17 protein-coding genes and 1 tRNA gene are annotated in these 15786 nt (G+C 59.2%); 12 read left to right on the forward strand and 6 right to left on the reverse strand.

From position 1 onward, the window contains the following. The first annotated feature begins 53 nt into the window (after nt 1-53). The 4 genes from rpoE to N8H71_RS13635 all read left to right on the forward strand — a co-directional run bounded on the left by rpoE (nt 54) and on the right by N8H71_RS13635 (nt 3880). A complete protein-coding gene (rpoE, locus tag N8H71_RS13620; RefSeq protein WP_003172477.1) occupies nt 54-635 on the forward strand; it encodes an RNA polymerase sigma factor RpoE in 582 nt (193 codons plus the stop codon). A gap of 31 nt (nt 636-666) precedes the next feature. Next, on the forward strand, nt 667-1254 hold the full coding sequence (locus tag N8H71_RS13625; RefSeq protein ID WP_011332903.1) for a sigma-E factor negative regulatory protein: 588 nt from the start codon (nt 667-669) through the stop codon (nt 1252-1254). A gap of 8 nt (nt 1255-1262) precedes the next feature. Beyond that, nucleotides 1263-2225, forward strand: coding sequence for a MucB/RseB C-terminal domain-containing protein (locus N8H71_RS13630; protein WP_262194386.1), 963 nt, complete (start codon nt 1263-1265; stop codon nt 2223-2225). 206 nt (nt 2226-2431) lie between these two features. Beyond that, on the forward strand, nt 2432-3880 hold the full coding sequence (locus tag N8H71_RS13635; protein WP_262194387.1) for a DegQ family serine endoprotease: 1449 nt from the start codon (nt 2432-2434) through the stop codon (nt 3878-3880). A 79-nt stretch (nt 3881-3959) separates the two neighbouring features. On the opposite strand, the gene N8H71_RS13640 is transcribed toward N8H71_RS13635, so the two are convergent. Then, entirely contained in the window at nt 3960-5393 is a 1434-nt protein-coding gene (locus tag N8H71_RS13640) for a M48 family metalloprotease (RefSeq protein WP_262194388.1), read from the reverse strand. Nucleotides 5394-5490: 97 nt separating this feature from the next. On the opposite strand from N8H71_RS13640, the gene N8H71_RS13645 reads away from it, so the two are divergent. After that, the gene (locus N8H71_RS13645) at nt 5491-5730 is read left to right on the forward strand and encodes a sulfurtransferase TusA family protein (protein WP_007958011.1); all 240 of its coding nucleotides are present in this window, start codon (nt 5491-5493) and stop codon (nt 5728-5730) included. Nucleotides 5731-5762: 32 nt separating this feature from the next. Then, on the forward strand, nt 5763-6833 hold the full coding sequence (locus tag N8H71_RS13650) for an AI-2E family transporter (protein ID WP_007958012.1): 1071 nt from the start codon (nt 5763-5765) through the stop codon (nt 6831-6833). Between the two features lie 34 nt (nt 6834-6867). Here the strand turns inward: N8H71_RS13650 and N8H71_RS13655 are convergent, their stop codons facing one another. After that, complete coding sequence (locus N8H71_RS13655; protein WP_064594118.1) at nt 6868-7341, reverse strand: peroxiredoxin; 474 nt, start codon at nt 7339-7341, stop codon at nt 6868-6870. Between the two features lie 10 nt (nt 7342-7351). Further along, nucleotides 7352-7912, reverse strand: a complete 561-nt coding sequence (locus N8H71_RS13660) for a glycine cleavage system protein R (RefSeq protein ID WP_007958014.1) — start codon at nt 7910-7912, stop codon at nt 7352-7354. 312 nt (nt 7913-8224) lie between these two features. Here N8H71_RS13660 and dapA point away from each other — a divergent pair, with 312 nt between their 5' ends. From dapA to N8H71_RS13685, 5 genes are all read left to right on the forward strand, one after another. After that, the gene (gene dapA / locus N8H71_RS13665) at nt 8225-9103 is read left to right on the forward strand and encodes a 4-hydroxy-tetrahydrodipicolinate synthase (protein ID WP_007958015.1); all 879 of its coding nucleotides are present in this window, start codon (nt 8225-8227) and stop codon (nt 9101-9103) included. 17 nt (nt 9104-9120) lie between these two features. Further along, nucleotides 9121-10236 carry an outer membrane protein assembly factor BamC gene (bamC, locus tag N8H71_RS13670; protein WP_085683176.1) on the forward strand — a complete coding sequence of 372 codons (1116 nt, stop codon included), beginning with the start codon at nt 9121-9123 and terminating at the stop codon, nt 10234-10236. Between the two features lie 4 nt (nt 10237-10240). After that, complete coding sequence (locus tag N8H71_RS13675; protein ID WP_007958017.1) at nt 10241-10999, forward strand: MBL fold metallo-hydrolase; 759 nt, start codon at nt 10241-10243, stop codon at nt 10997-10999. Nucleotides 11000-11027: 28 nt separating this feature from the next. Next, a complete protein-coding gene (gene purC / locus N8H71_RS13680; RefSeq protein WP_007958019.1) occupies nt 11028-11741 on the forward strand; it encodes a phosphoribosylaminoimidazolesuccinocarboxamide synthase in 714 nt (237 codons plus the stop codon). 83 nt (nt 11742-11824) lie between these two features. Next, a tRNA-Ser gene (locus tag N8H71_RS13685) sits at nt 11825-11914 on the forward strand. A gap of 75 nt (nt 11915-11989) precedes the next feature. On the opposite strand, the gene N8H71_RS13690 is transcribed toward N8H71_RS13685, so the two are convergent. After that, nucleotides 11990-12886: a DUF2950 domain-containing protein gene (locus N8H71_RS13690; RefSeq protein WP_262194390.1), complete on the reverse strand. Its 897-nt coding sequence runs from the start codon at nt 12884-12886 to the stop codon at nt 11990-11992. Next, entirely contained in the window at nt 12883-14373 is a 1491-nt protein-coding gene (locus N8H71_RS13695) for a DUF3300 domain-containing protein (protein ID WP_262194392.1), read from the reverse strand. The genes N8H71_RS13690 and N8H71_RS13695 overlap by 4 nt, the downstream gene beginning before the upstream one ends. A 257-nt stretch (nt 14374-14630) precedes the next feature. Between N8H71_RS13695 and ppk2 the strand changes: the two genes are divergently transcribed. Beyond that, nucleotides 14631-15455, forward strand: a complete 825-nt coding sequence (ppk2, locus tag N8H71_RS13700; protein ID WP_262194393.1) for a polyphosphate kinase 2 — start codon at nt 14631-14633, stop codon at nt 15453-15455. A 73-nt stretch (nt 15456-15528) separates the two neighbouring features. Here the strand turns inward: ppk2 and N8H71_RS13705 are convergent, their stop codons facing one another. Beyond that, complete coding sequence (locus N8H71_RS13705; RefSeq protein ID WP_007958030.1) at nt 15529-15720, reverse strand: YegP family protein; 192 nt, start codon at nt 15718-15720, stop codon at nt 15529-15531. Between the last annotated feature and the right edge of the window lie 66 nt (nt 15721-15786).

A 15786-nucleotide genomic window follows, 5' to 3' on the forward strand; every position in this document is an offset into this window, starting at 1 on the left:
AAGTCCGGTTGTTTGGTCGTGCAAGCCTCCTCCGAGTTTATCGAGGAGTGTTCATGCTAACCCAGGAAGAGGATCAGCAGCTGGTCGAACGCGTTCAGCGTGGCGACAAGCGAGCTTTCGATCTGTTGGTGCTGAAGTATCAGCACAAGATTCTCGGGTTGATCGTGCGATTCGTGCACGACACCCATGAAGCCCAGGACGTCGCACAAGAAGCCTTTATCAAGGCGTATCGAGCGCTTGGAAATTTCCGCGGCGACAGTGCGTTTTATACGTGGCTGTACCGTATCGCCATCAACACGGCGAAGAACTATCTGGTTTCACGCGGCCGTCGGCCGCCGGATAGCGATGTAAGTTCCGAGGATGCAGAGTTCTATGACGGCGATCATGGCCTGAAAGATCTCGAGTCTCCTGAGCGTGCATTGCTGCGGGATGAGATCGAAGGCACCGTCCATCGAACCATTCAGCAACTGCCAGAGGATTTGCGCACTGCGTTAACTTTGCGCGAATTCGATGGTCTGAGTTACGAGGACATCGCGAGCGTCATGCAATGTCCGGTTGGTACCGTGCGCTCCCGGATTTTCCGCGCCCGGGAGGCCATCGATAAAGCCCTGCAGCCGTTGTTGCAGGAAAACTAAAGACAGCGGCGATAGCCAAGAGAGGAACGCCATGAGTCGTGAAGCCCTGCAGGAATCGCTGTCCGCAGTGATGGATAACGAAGCGGACGAACTGGAATTGCGTCGAGTGCTCAATGCACTGGACGATGTTGAAACCCGTGAAACCTGGGCTCGTTACCAGATCGCTCGGGCAGCCATGCACAAGGATCTGTTGCTTCCACGTCTGGACCTCGCTGCAGCCGTTTCCGCTGCGCTGGAAGACGAAGCGACCCCTGCCAAAGTATCTCGCGGCCCATGGCGCAGCCTCGGTCGTCTGGCCGTAGCCGCTTCGGTGACCGTTGCCGTTCTCGCAGGTGTTCGTCTTTACAACCAGGACGAAATCGCCGGCGTCGAACTCGCTCAGCAATCCAACCAGCCAGTGTTGGCCACTCCTCAGGTCAAAGGCCCGGCGGTATTGGCAGGCTATAATGAGAGTTCGGAAGCTACTGGCCCAATGGCCAATGGCGTACTGCAAGGTCAGCCAGGCTGGCACGATCAGCGTCTGCCAGGTTACCTGCGTCAACACGCTCAACAGGCTGCCTTGAAAGGCACCGAGAGCGCGCTGCCATATGCACGTGCAGCAAGCCTGGAAAACCGTTAAGGGGGATCATGCGCGCCATACCTCTACTTTCGCTTCTGCTCAGCGGCTGGTTCATTGTTCCAGCCCATGCCGACGAGGCTCAGGACTGGTTGACCCGCCTGGGCCAGGCCGAGCAGCAGCAAAGCTTTCACGGCACATTCGTTTACGAGCGTAACGGTAGCTTTTCTACCCACAACATCTGGCATCGCGTCCAGAATGGCCAGGTCCGCGAGCGTTTGCTTCAGCTCGACGGTTCGGCTCAGGAAGTCGTGCGCATTGATGGACATACTCAATGCGTCAGCGGCACCTTGATTGCGGGGCTTGGGGATTCTCCCAATTCCGCCGCTCGTCCTCTCGATCCCCAAAAGCTGAAGAACTGGTATGAGCTTGCCGTCATTGGCAAGTCGCGTGTGGCCGGGCGTGAAGCGGTGATTGTATCGCTGACGCCGCGTGATCAGCACCGCTACGGTTTCGAACTGCATCTGGACAAGGAAACGGGTCTGCCGCTCAAGTCGTTGCTGTTGAACGACAAGGGGCGGTTGCTCGAGAGGTTCCAGTTCACCCGGCTGGATACCTCTGAAGTTCCCTCCGACAAAGACCTGCAAGCCAACTCCGATTGCAAGACGGTCACACTCGACAGCGACAAGGCTTCTGCGGTCAAGACTGCACAGGTCTGGCGTTCTGACTGGCTGCCGCCTGGCTTCGAACTCACCAGCAGTTCCTCGCACAAGGATCCGGAAACCAAGACCCAGGTCAACAGCCTGCTGTATGACGATGGTCTTGCCCGTTTCTCCGTGTTTCTCGAACCGCTGAACGGCGCAACCGTCACCGATACCCGGACTCAACTGGGCCCGACCGTTGCCGTATCCCGCCGTCTGACAACGCCTCAGGGCGAAATGATGGTCACGGTGGTCGGCGAGATTCCGATCGGGACCGCCGAACGGATTGCCCTGTCGATGCGCAATGATGGCGCTGCAACCAGCAAGCAGTGAGCTGATTCCAGCTATCTCCACTTCGTCGTCGAGACGTGAAATGTTTGCTGAGCATTTTCATTTGCAAAACACCGGAAAATTTTTTATAGGTCAGAGCCTCTCGGCTCTGGCCTTGTTTGTTGTTCCCGGAACAAAAATGCCGGCCTGTGGTTTCCGGTGTTCCTTGCTCCATATCGCTTAACCCTGCTCGTCGTAACGGGAGCTGTATGTCGATACCAAGCTTGAAGTCTTATCTCTCCATTTTCGCCACTGTGCTGGTGCTCGGCCAGGCTGTTCCTGCAGTCCAGGCGGCTGAGGCGGCCGGCCCGGCCAATCTGCCGGATTTCACCCAACTGGTCGAACAGGCCTCGCCTGCGGTGGTGAACATCAGTACTACGCAAAAGCTGCCGGATCGCAAAGTGAACCAGCAGATGCCTGACCTGGAAGGCTTGCCGCCGATGTTGCGCGAGTTCTTCGAACGCGGCATGCCGCCGCAACAGCGCTCTCCGCGGGGTGATCGTCAACGTGAAGCGCAGTCGCTGGGTTCGGGCTTCATCATTTCGCCGGATGGCTACATCCTGACCAACAACCACGTGATCGCCGATGCCGATGAAATTCTGGTTCGTCTGGCTGATCGCAGTGAAATGAAAGCCAAACTGATCGGCACCGACCCACGTTCCGACGTGGCGCTGCTGAAAATCGAAGGCAAGGATCTGCCAGTACTGAAACTTGGCAAATCCCAGGATCTGAAAGCCGGTCAGTGGGTTGTGGCAATCGGTTCGCCATTCGGCTTTGACCACACCGTGACCCAAGGCATCGTCAGTGCCGTCGGCCGCAGCCTGCCGAACGAAAACTACGTGCCATTCATCCAGACCGACGTGCCGATCAACCCGGGTAACTCCGGTGGGCCGCTGTTCAACCTGAACGGTGAAGTGGTCGGGATCAACTCGCAGATCTATACCCGCTCCGGCGGTTTCATGGGCGTGTCGTTCGCCATTCCGATCGACGTGGCGATGGACGTTTCCAACCAGCTGAAAAGCGGCGGCAAAGTCAGCCGTGGCTGGTTGGGTGTAGTCATCCAGGAAGTGAACAAGGATCTGGCCGAATCGTTCGGTCTGGACAAGCCGGCCGGTGCGCTGGTTGCACAGATTCAGGATGACGGTCCGGCTGCCAAGGGCGGCCTGCAGGTAGGTGACGTGATTCTGAGCATGAACGGTCAACCGATCGTCATGTCTGCTGACTTGCCACATCTGGTTGGCGCGTTGAAGGCTGGCGCCAAAGCCAATCTCGAGGTCATTCGTGACGGCAAGCGCAAGAATGTCGAGCTGACAGTCGGCGCTATTCCTGATGAAGACAAAGAGCTGGACGCCCTGCCGAAATCCGGTGCCGAGACCAACAGCAATCGTCTGGGTGTTTCGGTTGCAGAGCTGAGCGCCGAGCAGAAGAAAACCTACGACCTCAAAGGTGGTGTGGTGATCAAGGAAGTGCAGGACGGTCCTGCGGCCCTGATCGGTCTGCAACCGGGCGACATCATCACGCACCTGAACAATCAGGCCATTGGCTCTTCCAAGGAGTTTGCCGAGATCGCCAAGGCGCTGCCGAAGAACCGTTCGGTGTCGATGCGCGTTCTGCGTCAGGGTCGTGCCAGCTTCATCACCTTCAAACTGGCTGAATGATCCAGCTGTCTAAGAAGTAAAAAAAACCGCCTCGAAAGAGGCGGTTTTTTTTATGTCCGGAATTTGTCTCGGCGCGGGCTTAACCCATCATGTCCTTGACCATGCGCTCCTGCTCCATCAGCTCGCGTTGGCGGGCATCGATACGCGACGACAGCGGGAAGTTGCTGCCGGCCTTGCGCTTGGCAAAGTCCAGTTGCTGGATCGCCTGACGGTAATCGCCGACCAAGGCGAAATACTCGGCACGGGCCTGATGCAGGCCAATGATGTTGCCGGACAATCCGCGTGTTTCTGCAACCTGATACCAGACGTCCGGATCGTCCGGTCGCGATTTCAACAAACCTTCCAGAGCTTTTTCCGCGTCGGCGGTACGGTTCTGTTTCAGCAACAGATCGACGCGCACCTGATTCAGCGGGTAATTGCCAGGATACTGACTGAGCATTCGGTCAACCCGGGACTGGGCATCGGCAAGCTTGTTGTTGGTGATGTCCAGATCGACCTGTGCGAGGTTGTAGATGATCTCGTTCGGCGATTTCTCCAGCAGTTGCTTGAGGTTCTCTCGCGCCTCATTCAGTTGGCCGCCCTTGATCTGAGCGATCGCCAGACCGTAGCGGGCCACGTCATTTTTCGGGTTTTCATCCAGCTGTGCGCGGAAGCGTTTGGCGCCGAGACCTGGTGTTTCCTCGTAGATCAACTGCACCCGCGCCCGGATCAGTTGATAGCGCTTGCTGTCTTCGATACCTCCGGGCCTGGCCTGTTCGGCGCGGTTGCGGGTGTCGGCGATCCGCGATTCGGTGACCGGGTGAGTCAGCAGGAACTCTGGCGGTTTGGCGTCGTAGCGGTATTGACGCATCAAGCGCTCGAACATGGTCGGCATGGACCGTGGGTCGTAACCGGCTTTTTCCAGATTGAGGATGCCGATCCGATCGGCTTCCTGTTCGTTCTGGCGCGAGAAGGTCCGTTGCGATTGAATCGCTGCCGCCTGGGTGCCGGCAATGGTGGCGATCCCGGCATCGCCGCCACCGGCGGCCGCGATGACGATCCCGGCCAGTAGCGCCGCCATCATCGGCACCTGCATCCGCTGCGAAGCCTCGACGCCACGGGCGAAGTGGCGTTGGGACAAGTGCGCCAGTTCGTGAGCCAGTACCGAGGCATATTCGCCCTCGGTCTGGGCATTGAGGAACAGGCCGCCGTTGACCCCGACAATCCCGCCCGGCGCCGCGAAGGCGTTGAGCTGCGGACTGTTGATCAGGATGAATTCCAAGCGTCGGTCATTGACCTGGCTGGTTTCCACCAGCTTATAGACGCTGGACTCGACGTAGTCCTTGAGCTGTGGATCGTTGAGTTGCGAAACCTGACTGCGCAGCAATGCCAGCCAGGCGCGACCCAGTTGATATTCCTGTTGTGGCGAGACGATGGCAGAGCTGGCGTCACCGAGTGACGGCAGGTCGTCGGCGAAGCCCGGTGAGGCGAGCAGGCAAGCGAGCGTCAGCAGGGTAGGGCGCAGAAATGTCATGCACAAAGCCTTAGTCGACAAAGACCTTACTGTAGCCGGACACCGGGCCTGCGACCAGATATTCTAGGCAGCCTGACCACCTGATCCGGAGTGACGCATGACCGACGCTGTAGCCCATGACTGTGAACTGGACGCCAGTGGCCTGAATTGCCCGTTGCCGTTACTCAAGGCAAAAATGGAGCTGAACAAGCTACCCAGTGGCGCGGTACTCAAGGTGATTGCCACGGATGCCGGCTCGCAACGCGACTTTCGCACCTTTGCCAAATTGGCCGGTCATACGCTGCTGCGTGAAGAAGACGAGGCGGGTGTCTACCGTTACTGGCTGAAAAAAGCCTGAAACCGACCGCGTAAATGACCTAAGGAAAATTGATGTTCAAAGTGTTGCGCGACTGGATTCAGCGCTACTTCTCCGATGAGGAAGCGGTGGTGCTGGCGGTTTTGCTGTTTCTCGCCTTCACCGCGGTGCTGACGCTGGGCGGAATGCTCGCGCCGGTGCTGGCCGGGATGGTGCTGGCGTACCTGATGCAGGGGCTGGTGGTCACGCTCGAACGTCTGCGCGTGCCCGGTGGGGCGGCGGTCGGTCTGGTGTTTGCGCTGTTCATGGGCGTGCTGATGGTGTTCATCGTCGTGGTGCTACCGCTGCTCTGGCATCAGTTGATCACCCTGTTCAACGAGCTGCCGGGGATGCTCGCCAAGTGGCAATCGCTGCTGCTGTTGCTGCCGGAGCGCTATCCGCATCTGGTCTCCGACGAGCAGGTGCTGCAAGCGATCGAAGCGGCGCGGGGCGAGATCGGCAAGTTCGGCCAGTGGGCGCTAACGTTCTCGTTGTCCAGCCTGCCGCTGTTGGTGAACATCATGATCTACCTGGTGCTGGTGCCGATCCTGGTGTTCTTCTTCCTCAAGGATCGGGCAATGATCGGCGAGTGGGTGCGTGGCTATTTGCCGCGTGAGCGGGCGCTGATCACCCGGGTTGCCGAAGAAATGAACCGGCAGATCGCCAACTACATTCGCGGCAAGGTCATCGAGATCGTGATTTGTGGTGGCGTGACTTACATCGCATTCGTTGCGCTGGGTCTCAACTACGCGGCGCTGCTGGCCCTGTTGGTCGGAGTGTCGGTGGTGGTGCCGTATGTCGGGGCTGTGGTGGTGACCGTGCCGGTACTGCTGATTGCGCTGTTCCAGTGGGGCTGGAGCGATCAGTTCATCTATCTGATGGCGGTTTACGGGATCATTCAGACGCTGGACGGGAACGTGCTGGTACCGTTGCTGTTTTCCGAAGCGGTCAACCTGCACCCGGTGGCGATCATCTGCGCGGTGCTGTTGTTCGGCGGGCTGTGGGGGTTCTGGGGAGTGTTCTTCGCGATTCCGCTGGCAACGCTGTTCAAGGCTGTGCTGGATGCGTGGCCACGCAAGGAGCCGGTGGTAGCGCCGTTGCTTTGAGAAAGAATCGGCGCCCGCAAGGGCGCCGACAGCATCAGGCCTTGTTCAGCGCCTGAGCAGCAGCCAGCACTGCATCGACATGTCCTGGCACTTTCACACCACGCCATTCCTGACGCAGTACACCGTTCTTGTCGATCAGGAACGTGCTGCGATCAACGCCCAGGTATTCCTTGCCGTAGAGCTTTTTCAGCTTGATCACGTCGAACAGCTGGCAGACGGCTTCGTCCTTGTCGCTGATCAGTTCGAACGGAAACTCCTGCTTGCACTTGAAGTTCTCGTGGGACTTCAGGCTGTCGCGGGAAATCCCGAAGATTTCCGTGTTGGCAGCCTTGAACGCTGCGTATTGATCGCGAAAGCCCTGGCCTTCGGTCGTGCAGCCCGGGGTGCTGTCCTTCGGATAGAAGTAGATCACCACTTGCTTGCCCTTGAGGGCCGACAGGCTGACAGTCTGCCCGCTGGTGGCAGGTGCTTCGAAATCCGTAACCGGTTGGTCGATGACAACGGCCATGAAAGCTTCCTTACATTGGGTTCTGTGGGCGCCACGGTTCGATCAGTGCATCCAGGTTCATGGCGTCGGCGAAATCCAGGAACTGGTCGCGCAGCCAACTGATCTGGGTGCCGGCGGGCAGGGTCACGGTGAACGTCGCGTTGAGCATGGTGCCGCCGGTCTGCGGTGCCTGATAGGTATCGCACGTCAGGTTTTCCAGCTCGACGTTGTGATCCATGAAGAACTGGCACAGCTCGTTGATGATGTCCGGGCGGTACGCCGAAGACACGTAAGCCACGTACGGCAGGGCTTGCGGGCGGTTTTCCAGAGCGGCACTGCGCACCACGTTGACGGTGAACGCATGACGCTTGGCCAGCACCGGCAGGCTGCCTTCAAGGCGGGCCAGGGCGTCCCAGCTGCCGGAGACTTCGAGCACCAGCGCGCTGCACTCGCCGTGGCGGGTCAGGCGCGAGGTGACGACCGCGCAGCGGTTTTCATGGCTGGCGCGGCACAGGACGTTGGTCAGCTCCATGGGATTGGCGCCGAGGGCACTGATGACAAGGAATTGTTCGCGAACTGTGGGGGTGGACATGCAGCATTCCTAAAGCGATGAGCGGTCGGTAGGGAGAGGGCGTTGATTGCCGGGGCAATGACTGTCCGGAAGGCCCGATTCGTGTGGCGCTACGGCTCCATTAAAAGGAAGCGTACGGCAACGACACTGGAACGGGGCCCGGGAGGCCGAAACGGGAGACTGGAACCCGGCGTACAAGCTGATCAGTACCGATCAAAGTCTGAAGGGTAGCGAAAAGCGGCGCCAAGGGGAATGGCGGCACAGTACTTCGCTTGTGCAAGCATCTTGGCGCCAGTACCATTACCGCTCTCTTTTTCCGGCAGGAGCGGTTTCATGATTGCGGGCAGTATGGTGGCACTGGTCACACCCATGGATGCACAAGGGCGTCTTGACTGGGACAGCCTCAGCAAACTCGTGGACTTCCATCTCAAGAACGGCACCCATGCCATTGTCGCGGTCGGCACCACCGGCGAGTCGGCAACACTTGATGTAGAAGAACACATCGCCGTCATCAAAGCCGTGGTCAAACAGGTTGCCGGTCGCATTCCGGTGATCGCCGGTACCGGCGCCAACTCGACCCGTGAAGCGGTCGAGCTGACCCGCAATGCCAAGGAAGCCGGCGCCGATGCCTGCCTGCTGGTCGTTCCGTACTACAACAAGCCGACCCAGGAAGGCCTGTACCAGCACTTCAAGCACATCGCCGAAGCGGTCGACATCCCACAGATTCTCTACAACGTTCCTGGCCGCACCTCCTGCGACATGCAGGCCGAGACCGTGATTCGCCTGTCCACCGTGCCAAACATCATCGGCATCAAGGAAGCGACCGGCGACCTGAAACGCGCCAAGGCGATCATCGACGGCGTGAGCAAGGACTTCATCGTGCTGTCCGGCGATGATCCGACCGCAGTCGAGCTGATCCTGCTGGGCGGCAAGGGCAACATCTCCGTCACCGCCAACGTCGCTCCGCGCGAAATGGCCGACCTGTGCGAGGCTGCGCTCAAGGGCGACGCCGAGACCGCACGGGCCATCAACGAAAAACTGATGCCGCTGCACAAGGACCTGTTCATCGAAGCCAACCCGATTCCGGTGAAGTGGGCTTTGGTCGAAATGGGCCTGATGCACCAAGGCATCCGCCTGCCGCTGACCTGGCTGAGCGCTCCTTGTCATGAAACGCTGCGCTCGGCCCTGCGCCAGTGCAACGTCCTGGTTTAATTGAGGAAGTACAACGCATGAAGCGAATGGCCGGACTTTCCGCACTTGCCTTGATTATCTCCAGCACCAGTGGCTGCGGATGGATCTGGGGCCCGGAAGGTTATTTCCGTGACCGTGGTAGCGATTACCTGGAAGCGCAACAGACTGCACCGATGCAACTGCCACCGGACGTCAGCACCTCCAAGCGCCTGGATCCGCTGCTGCCGATCCCGCGCAACGTGGCCGACGACACCGCCAAGGGTGAATACATCGTTCCGCGTCCTCAACCGCTGTCGGCCGTTGCCGACGCCAGCGACTACTCGCTGCAGAAGAGCGGTGATTCGCGTTGGGTCATGGCCCAGCATCCACCGGCCGAAGTCTGGCCAGTGGCGGTGCAGTACTTCCAGGACAACGGTTTCCGTCTGGATGAACAGCGCCCGCAAACCGGCGAATTCACCACCACCTGGCAGCATTCCGACGAACTGTCCGCTGCCATGGCCAAGCGCCTGAGCGCCGCCGGCGTCAGCACCGACAGCGAAACCCGCGTGCGGGTGCGTATCGAGCCGGGCGTGCAGCGCAACACCAGTGAAGTCTACGTGGTCAGCGCCGAGCGTCCTGCCGGCAGCACCGCCGACGTGGCCTTCACCAACCGTTCGGTCAACACAGGCCTCGACGCCGCGCTGGTCGACGACATGCTCGCGAGCATGAGCCGTACCTCCGAGAAGGGTGGTTCGGTGTCGATGCTGGCTTCGCGTGATTTCGATACCCCGAGCCGTGTCAGCCTGAGCGAAGACGGCAGCGGCAACCCGGTACTGAACGTCGGTACGGACCTGGATCGTGCCTGGTCGAGCGTCGGTCGTGCGCTGGAGCAGGGCGAATGGCGCGTTGAAGACATCAACCGCAGCCTGGGTCTCTACTACATCAACTTGTCCGAGAAGGCCGAGAAGAAAGACGAGAAGCCTGGTTTCTTCAGCAGCCTGTTCGGCAGCGCGCCGACCAAGGAAGAAGTTGAAGCCCGTGCCGAGCGTTATCAGGTTCGCCTGAGCAAGGTCGGCGAGAACGTTCAGGTGACCGTCGAGAAAAACATCAACACCGTTGCGCCGGCCGATGTGGCCCGCAAAGTGTTGAGCGTGATTCAGGACAACCTGGGCTGATCCAATGCGTTTTGCCGTTCTCGGCAGCGGTAGCCAAGGGAACGGCACGCTGATCGCCAGTGCTGATACGTATGTGCTGGTGGATTGTGGTTTTTCCCTGCGGGAAACCGAAAAACGCCTGTTGCGCCTGGGTGTGAACCCGGCGCAACTGAGCGCGATACTCGTAACCCACGAACATGCCGACCACGTGCATGGCGTGGGTTTGCTGTCTCGGCGCTACAATCTGCCTGTCTACCTCAGTCGCGGCACACTGCGCGGGATGCGCAAACCGATTGAACCTGCCGGTTTCGTGACCGGTGGCGAGCAACTGCAGATCGGTGCTCTGAACATCGGGGTCATTGCCGTGGCCCATGATGCGCAGGAACCGACCCAGTACGTATTCAGTGACGGTGAGCGGCGCTTCGGCCTGCTGACTGACCTGGGCTCTTACTGCGAGCGGGTGCTGGATGGCTATCGGGACCTCGATGCGTTGATGATCGAGTCCAATCATTGCCGAGACATGCTGGCCCGTGGTCATTACCCGTACTTTCTCAAGCAGCGGGTGGGCGGCGAGCTGGGACATTTGAACAACCATCAGGCGGCATTCCTGGTGGCCGAGTTGGGCTGGCAAGGCCTGCAACACCTGGTCCTGGCCCATCTGAGCAGCAAGAACAACCTGCCGCAGCTGGCCCGGCAATGTTTTGTCGACACCCTCGGGTGCGACCCGGACTGGCTGCAACTGGCCGATCAAGATTCAGGGCTCGACTGGCGTCACATCGCCTAGCCCATCTACTTAGCAAGCGGAGCCCATCATGGAAAAACGTGAAGAACTCTACCGCGGCAAAGCCAAATCGGTTTACAAGACCGACGACGCTGACCGCTTGATCCTGCTGTTTCGCAACGACACTTCGGCGTTCGACGGCAAGCGCATCGAGCAGCTCGACCGCAAAGGCATGGTGAACAACAAGTTCAACGCCTTCATCATGCAGAAACTCGAAGCGGCCGGTATTCCGACCCAGTTCGACAAGCTGCTGGCCGACAACGAAGTGCTGGTGAAAAAACTCGACATGATCCCGGTCGAGTGCGTCGTGCGTAACTACGCCGCCGGCAGCCTGGTCAAGCGTCTGGGCGTCGAGGAGGGCATGAAGCTCAACCCGTACACCTTCGAACTGTTCCTGAAGGACGACGCCAAGGGCGACCCGTTCATCAACGAATCCCACGTCGTGGCATTCGGCTGGGGCACCGCCGAGCAACTGGCGCGCATGAAAGAACTGTCGCTCAAGGTCAACGAAGTCCTGAGCAAACTGTTCGACGACGCAGGCCTCTTGTTGGTGGACTTCAAGCTTGAGTTCGGCGTGTTCAGCGACGGCTCCATCGTCCTGGGCGACGAGTTCAGCCCGGACGGCTGCCGTCTGTGGGACAAGGACACCAAGAAGAAGATGGATAAGGACCGCTTCCGCCAGGGCCTCGGTGACGTCATCGAAGCCTACGAAGAAGTCGCCAACCGTCTGGGCGTACCGCTTTAATCGACGCAAGCATCTGATAGCACGGAGAAATTTTCGAAAGAGGGTTTGCTTTCGATAAAAGTGTTGTTATGATGCGCGCCGTTGGAGAGATGCCAGAGTGGCCGAATGGGACGGATTCGAAATCCGTTGTACCTTCACCGGTACCTAGGGTTCGAATCCCTATCTCTCCGCCATACATAGAAAAAGCCCCGTAGCTGAGAAGCTACGGGGCTTTTTCGTTTCTGATCTTTCGTAGCTCGAAACACTAGCTACTTCTGCTCCGGATTCACTTCCTTCCAGCTGTCATCCGGATCAAAGCGCTTCATCGCCTTCGCAACCTTCTCCGAGTCAGGCCCCAGGTCCTTTTCGAACACCTGCCCTTCGTGGCTGATCATGAAACTCATCACTCCGGTATCGGCATATTTCGCCGGCCATGCGATCAGCGCAAATCCCCGACTCATCTTGTCGCCGATAAGGTAGCTGTAGGCGCCGCCGGGTGCGGAGGGGCCTTGGGCGTCGAGGATGCGGAAGTGGTAGCCGTGCCAGTCTTCGTCGTTGATGGCCTGGCCGAATGCCGGGCCGAGAGGGCTGATCTGATCGGTGCCGTCGTCCGGCCAGTAGAGTCCGTCATGTTTGCCGGGTGAGCTGATTATTTTCTGGGCGTATTCGAGTGCGCCGTCGCCGTCGCGATCCTCCGAGGCATAGTCCATTTGTGCATCGTGATAGGTCCGTACCGCTTGCACGGCATCCAGTTCGTTGCGGCCGATTTGTCGGGTGCGAATTTCGGTTCGGGCAGACTTCATATCGAAGTGCCAGCCTGATGCACCTTTGACGAGAGGAATGGGTAGCGTCCAGTGATCGGGTCCTACGGAAAGCACGGCTTTACTGTCGCCGGATTTTTCCAGAGTGTGCTGCTCGCGGTATTGCTGCAAAAAGGCATCGACATCACTGCGTTGCACGCCTTCCCGGGGAATGAAGCTGTGCCATTCCTCGCCCAGCAGTTCAGTCAGACGCTTTTGGTCGGCGTGTTCTGTTCCGAGGGCTTCGACGAAGGCCTCGACGGCTTTTTCCGGGGTTGGAAATGTCTGCTGGGCCATGGCAAAGCTTGACCACGCGAGGCCAAGTGCGATGGTCAGACAGCCCTTAACAAGAGAATGGATGCTCATCGACGGCCACCTCCTCTCTGACGCATGCCCCCGCCGGATGGCCGGTTGATCTGATGTCCGGCGGCACGCGAGGTATTGGGGCGTTGCGCGGACATCTGGCTGGCCCGGCCTCGGTCAGCCTGTAGTCGGGTTTGCGATGGCGAGCGGGCGCCGGCGAAGGCGTTGTTGCGCGCACTGCCTGCGGCAGGCCGGGTTTGCGGCGTCTGGCGTGCTTGAGGCGTGCGCGCTTCACGCTGATTGGCGCCGGGTTGCCGGGCCTCCCGCGTGTTGTTTGCGTTCTGCCGGGCATCGCGAGCGTTGCCTTGAGCGCGGTCGACCGTCCTGGGTCTGTCTGCGCCTCCTTGCATCCGGTTGCCGGCATTGGCGGATTGCGCTTCGCGAACCTGATTGCGGGCTTGCTGATTGCTGGTGGCGGGGCGTTCGAAACCGGCCCGGTCCATCGAACTGCGAGCTCTCTCCCGGGCCTGCGCACGTTGCGCGTTGTCCCCGCGATAGGCTTCGCGCTGAGCTGCACCGTCCAGTTGCCGTCCGTACTGGGTGCGGCTGCGGTTGTCTCGATAAGGCACGCCATCTCGATGCACGGTGTTGTGCTGCCATTTGTTCTGGTTATTGGTGATCCGGTTGTTGGCGTTGATGTTGTTGTAACGGTTCACATCAATGTCGATGTCGTTGTTGCCCCAGTCACAATTCCCCCACAACGACGCGACGATGGCCACGCCAGTCCCGAAGGCCAATCCGGCAACCAATGCCTGACCAGGGTAATAAGCGGGTGGTGGAGGGTAGTAAACCGGTGGCGAGGCCGGATACGGCCAGGTGCCGTAAGTGGTGGTCGGGTTATAAGTCGGGACGTACACGACCTGCGGATCGGCCGGTTGAATGATGATGGTGGAGGGGCTGGCGGCGGAGTTGGAGGGTGTTGAAGTCGAGGCAGCAGGTGCAGGTGCAGGTGCCGTGACGTTCTGTACCGTCACATTCTGATATTGATTGCTTTGCAGGTTGCCCGCCGCCTGGGCTTGATGCCGCAAGCGCTGGACGCCCGCCATCAGATCGTCAGGCTGCGCCAAAAAGGCATCCCCCAGACGTTGTACCCAGACCGGGTCCTGCCCCAGTGTCACCAATACCTGTGGAAACGCCACCAGCGCCTGCACGCTCGGATCCCATGTCTGGGTCGCTACTTGCTTGACGGCATCATCACCCTTGGCGTCCGGATGGGCTTTGGACCAGGTGACAGCCTCGGCGACTTCTCCGGGATAAGTGGTGGCCATCAGCACCTGGGCGAGCAACGGATCCGGGTACAACGCAATCGGCGCCAGCATCTGATCCAGCTGTTCCTGGGTAAACACGGCATCTTTGGCCGGGGCGGCGGCAGGATTGGTGGCCGCTGCCTGAGTGGCGGGCGCCGGGGGTGGATCCGCAGCCTGCGCCAACCCGGGCGCAACGCTCAGGGTGAGCATGACTGACACGGCATAAAACAGCGAAGTGTGCATTACCTCTTCCCCACATCGAGTGGCAGGTGTGAAACAGTCGAGGTGTCAACGGCGAGCATTGGATGCTGCACCGTGATGGAGAATGGTTCGCTAATGGCGTTCCGTCAAAATCCGGCACAGTCTTTTTTGCAATAAGTACGTTGCCCGCGCAATCCCGCCGTTTACTTGCGTTTTGCGATAAATGGCTAAACTTTCCGTTTCCAGGTCATGCGATGCCAGGGGGCCCTGGCAGCCACTTTCAATCTAGAGGTCTGGTCATGGCAAAGGGAAAGAAGAAAGACTCGCCCCGAGAAAAGCCTGACGAACATACAAAACTGTCGAACAAGGACTACCTGGCCGAGCTGCGCCGCCTGCATATCGAACTGGTGAAAATGCAGGAATGGGTGAAGGCCGAAGGCATCAAGATCTGCATCATCTTCGAAGGCCGTGACGGTGCGGGCAAGGGCGGCACCATCAAGGCGCTGACCGAGCGGGTCAGCCCGCGAGTTTTTCGTGTCATCGCGTTACCGGCCCCGACCGATCGCGAGAAGAGCCAGATGTACATGCAGCGCTACTTGCCACATTTGCCGGCGGCCGGTGAGGTAGTGATCTTCGATCGCAGTTGGTACAACCGCGCCGGCGTCGAGCGGGTGATGGGCTTTTGCACGGATAAACAGGTCGACAAATTCCTCAAGAGCGTGCCGCTGGTGGAACGAGCGGTTGTCGGTTCGGGGGTGATTCTGCTCAAGTACTGGCTGAACGTCAGTCAGGAAGAACAAACCCGTCGGCTGGAGGCGCGAATCAACGACGGTCGCAAAATCTGGAAGCTCTCGCCCATGGATCTCAAGTCTTACAGTCGCTGGTATGACTACTCCAGGGCGCGGGACGAGATGATTGAAGCGACCGACACCGAATACGCGCCATGGCTGGTGGCCAATTCGAACGACAAGCGTCGGGCGCGGCTCAATATCATTTCCGATCTGCTTGGTCGTATCCCTTACAAAGAGGTGGCACGAGAAAAAGTCGTCTTGCCCAAGCGTCAGAAGCCGAGCGGATATCAGGAATCCAATTACCCGTTCAAGCACATACCCGAAAGGTTTTGAAAGACAGCATCTCAAACATCTTGAGGCGCCAGGCTGACCTTGCTCGCAGGCAGCCCGGCGTCTTGAAGTGTTCCTAGATCTCCTTGACCGGCGTCTCCCCCTGCACACCCTTGATCAACTCGATCACATGCAGACAATCCGCCTTGTTCACATACGATTCGCCACTGGCGACCGTCTCGTGATTCCCCGCCCTTAATCTCCAGCGCCATTGGCCCTTGCCGGTGCTTGGGGTGCCTTTGGATTGCCTGTAAATCTCGAAATACATTCGGTTCGCTCCATGCGATGTGTTTGTGCGACAACCGGTGTGTCGCATCGACGCAAGCCTAGCGGA

The sequence above is a fragment of the Pseudomonas koreensis genome (assembly GCF_025447595.1).
In the GTDB taxonomy this organism is placed as follows: domain Bacteria; phylum Pseudomonadota; class Gammaproteobacteria; order Pseudomonadales; family Pseudomonadaceae; genus Aquipseudomonas; species Aquipseudomonas koreensis_H.

Bases quoted from the DNA above. Each gene is read 5' to 3' on its own strand.
- rpoE (WP_003172477.1), top strand. From the start codon at position 54: ATGCTAACCCAGGAAGAGGATCAGCAGCTGGTCGAACGCGTTCAGCGT.
- N8H71_RS13625 (WP_011332903.1), top strand. From the start codon at position 667: ATGAGTCGTGAAGCCCTGCAGGAATCGCTGTCCGCAGTGATGGATAAC.
- N8H71_RS13630 (WP_262194386.1), top strand. From the start codon at position 1,263: ATGCGCGCCATACCTCTACTTTCGCTTCTGCTCAGCGGCTGGTTCATT.
- N8H71_RS13635 (WP_262194387.1), top strand. From the start codon at position 2,432: ATGTCGATACCAAGCTTGAAGTCTTATCTCTCCATTTTCGCCACTGTG.
- N8H71_RS13640 (WP_262194388.1), bottom strand. From the start codon at position 5,393: ATGACATTTCTGCGCCCTACCCTGCTGACGCTCGCTTGCCTGCTCGCC.
- N8H71_RS13645 (WP_007958011.1), top strand. From the start codon at position 5,491: ATGACCGACGCTGTAGCCCATGACTGTGAACTGGACGCCAGTGGCCTG.
- N8H71_RS13650 (WP_007958012.1), top strand. From the start codon at position 5,763: ATGTTCAAAGTGTTGCGCGACTGGATTCAGCGCTACTTCTCCGATGAG.
- N8H71_RS13655 (WP_064594118.1), bottom strand. From the start codon at position 7,341: ATGGCCGTTGTCATCGACCAACCGGTTACGGATTTCGAAGCACCTGCC.
- N8H71_RS13660 (WP_007958014.1), bottom strand. From the start codon at position 7,912: ATGTCCACCCCCACAGTTCGCGAACAATTCCTTGTCATCAGTGCCCTC.
- dapA (WP_007958015.1), top strand. From the start codon at position 8,225: ATGATTGCGGGCAGTATGGTGGCACTGGTCACACCCATGGATGCACAA.
- bamC (WP_085683176.1), top strand. From the start codon at position 9,121: ATGAAGCGAATGGCCGGACTTTCCGCACTTGCCTTGATTATCTCCAGC.
- N8H71_RS13675 (WP_007958017.1), top strand. From the start codon at position 10,241: ATGCGTTTTGCCGTTCTCGGCAGCGGTAGCCAAGGGAACGGCACGCTG.
- purC (WP_007958019.1), top strand. From the start codon at position 11,028: ATGGAAAAACGTGAAGAACTCTACCGCGGCAAAGCCAAATCGGTTTAC.
- N8H71_RS13690 (WP_262194390.1), bottom strand. From the start codon at position 12,886: ATGAGCATCCATTCTCTTGTTAAGGGCTGTCTGACCATCGCACTTGGC.
- N8H71_RS13695 (WP_262194392.1), bottom strand. From the start codon at position 14,373: ATGCACACTTCGCTGTTTTATGCCGTGTCAGTCATGCTCACCCTGAGC.
- ppk2 (WP_262194393.1), top strand. From the start codon at position 14,631: ATGGCAAAGGGAAAGAAGAAAGACTCGCCCCGAGAAAAGCCTGACGAA.
- N8H71_RS13705 (WP_007958030.1), bottom strand. From the start codon at position 15,720: ATGTATTTCGAGATTTACAGGCAATCCAAAGGCACCCCAAGCACCGGC.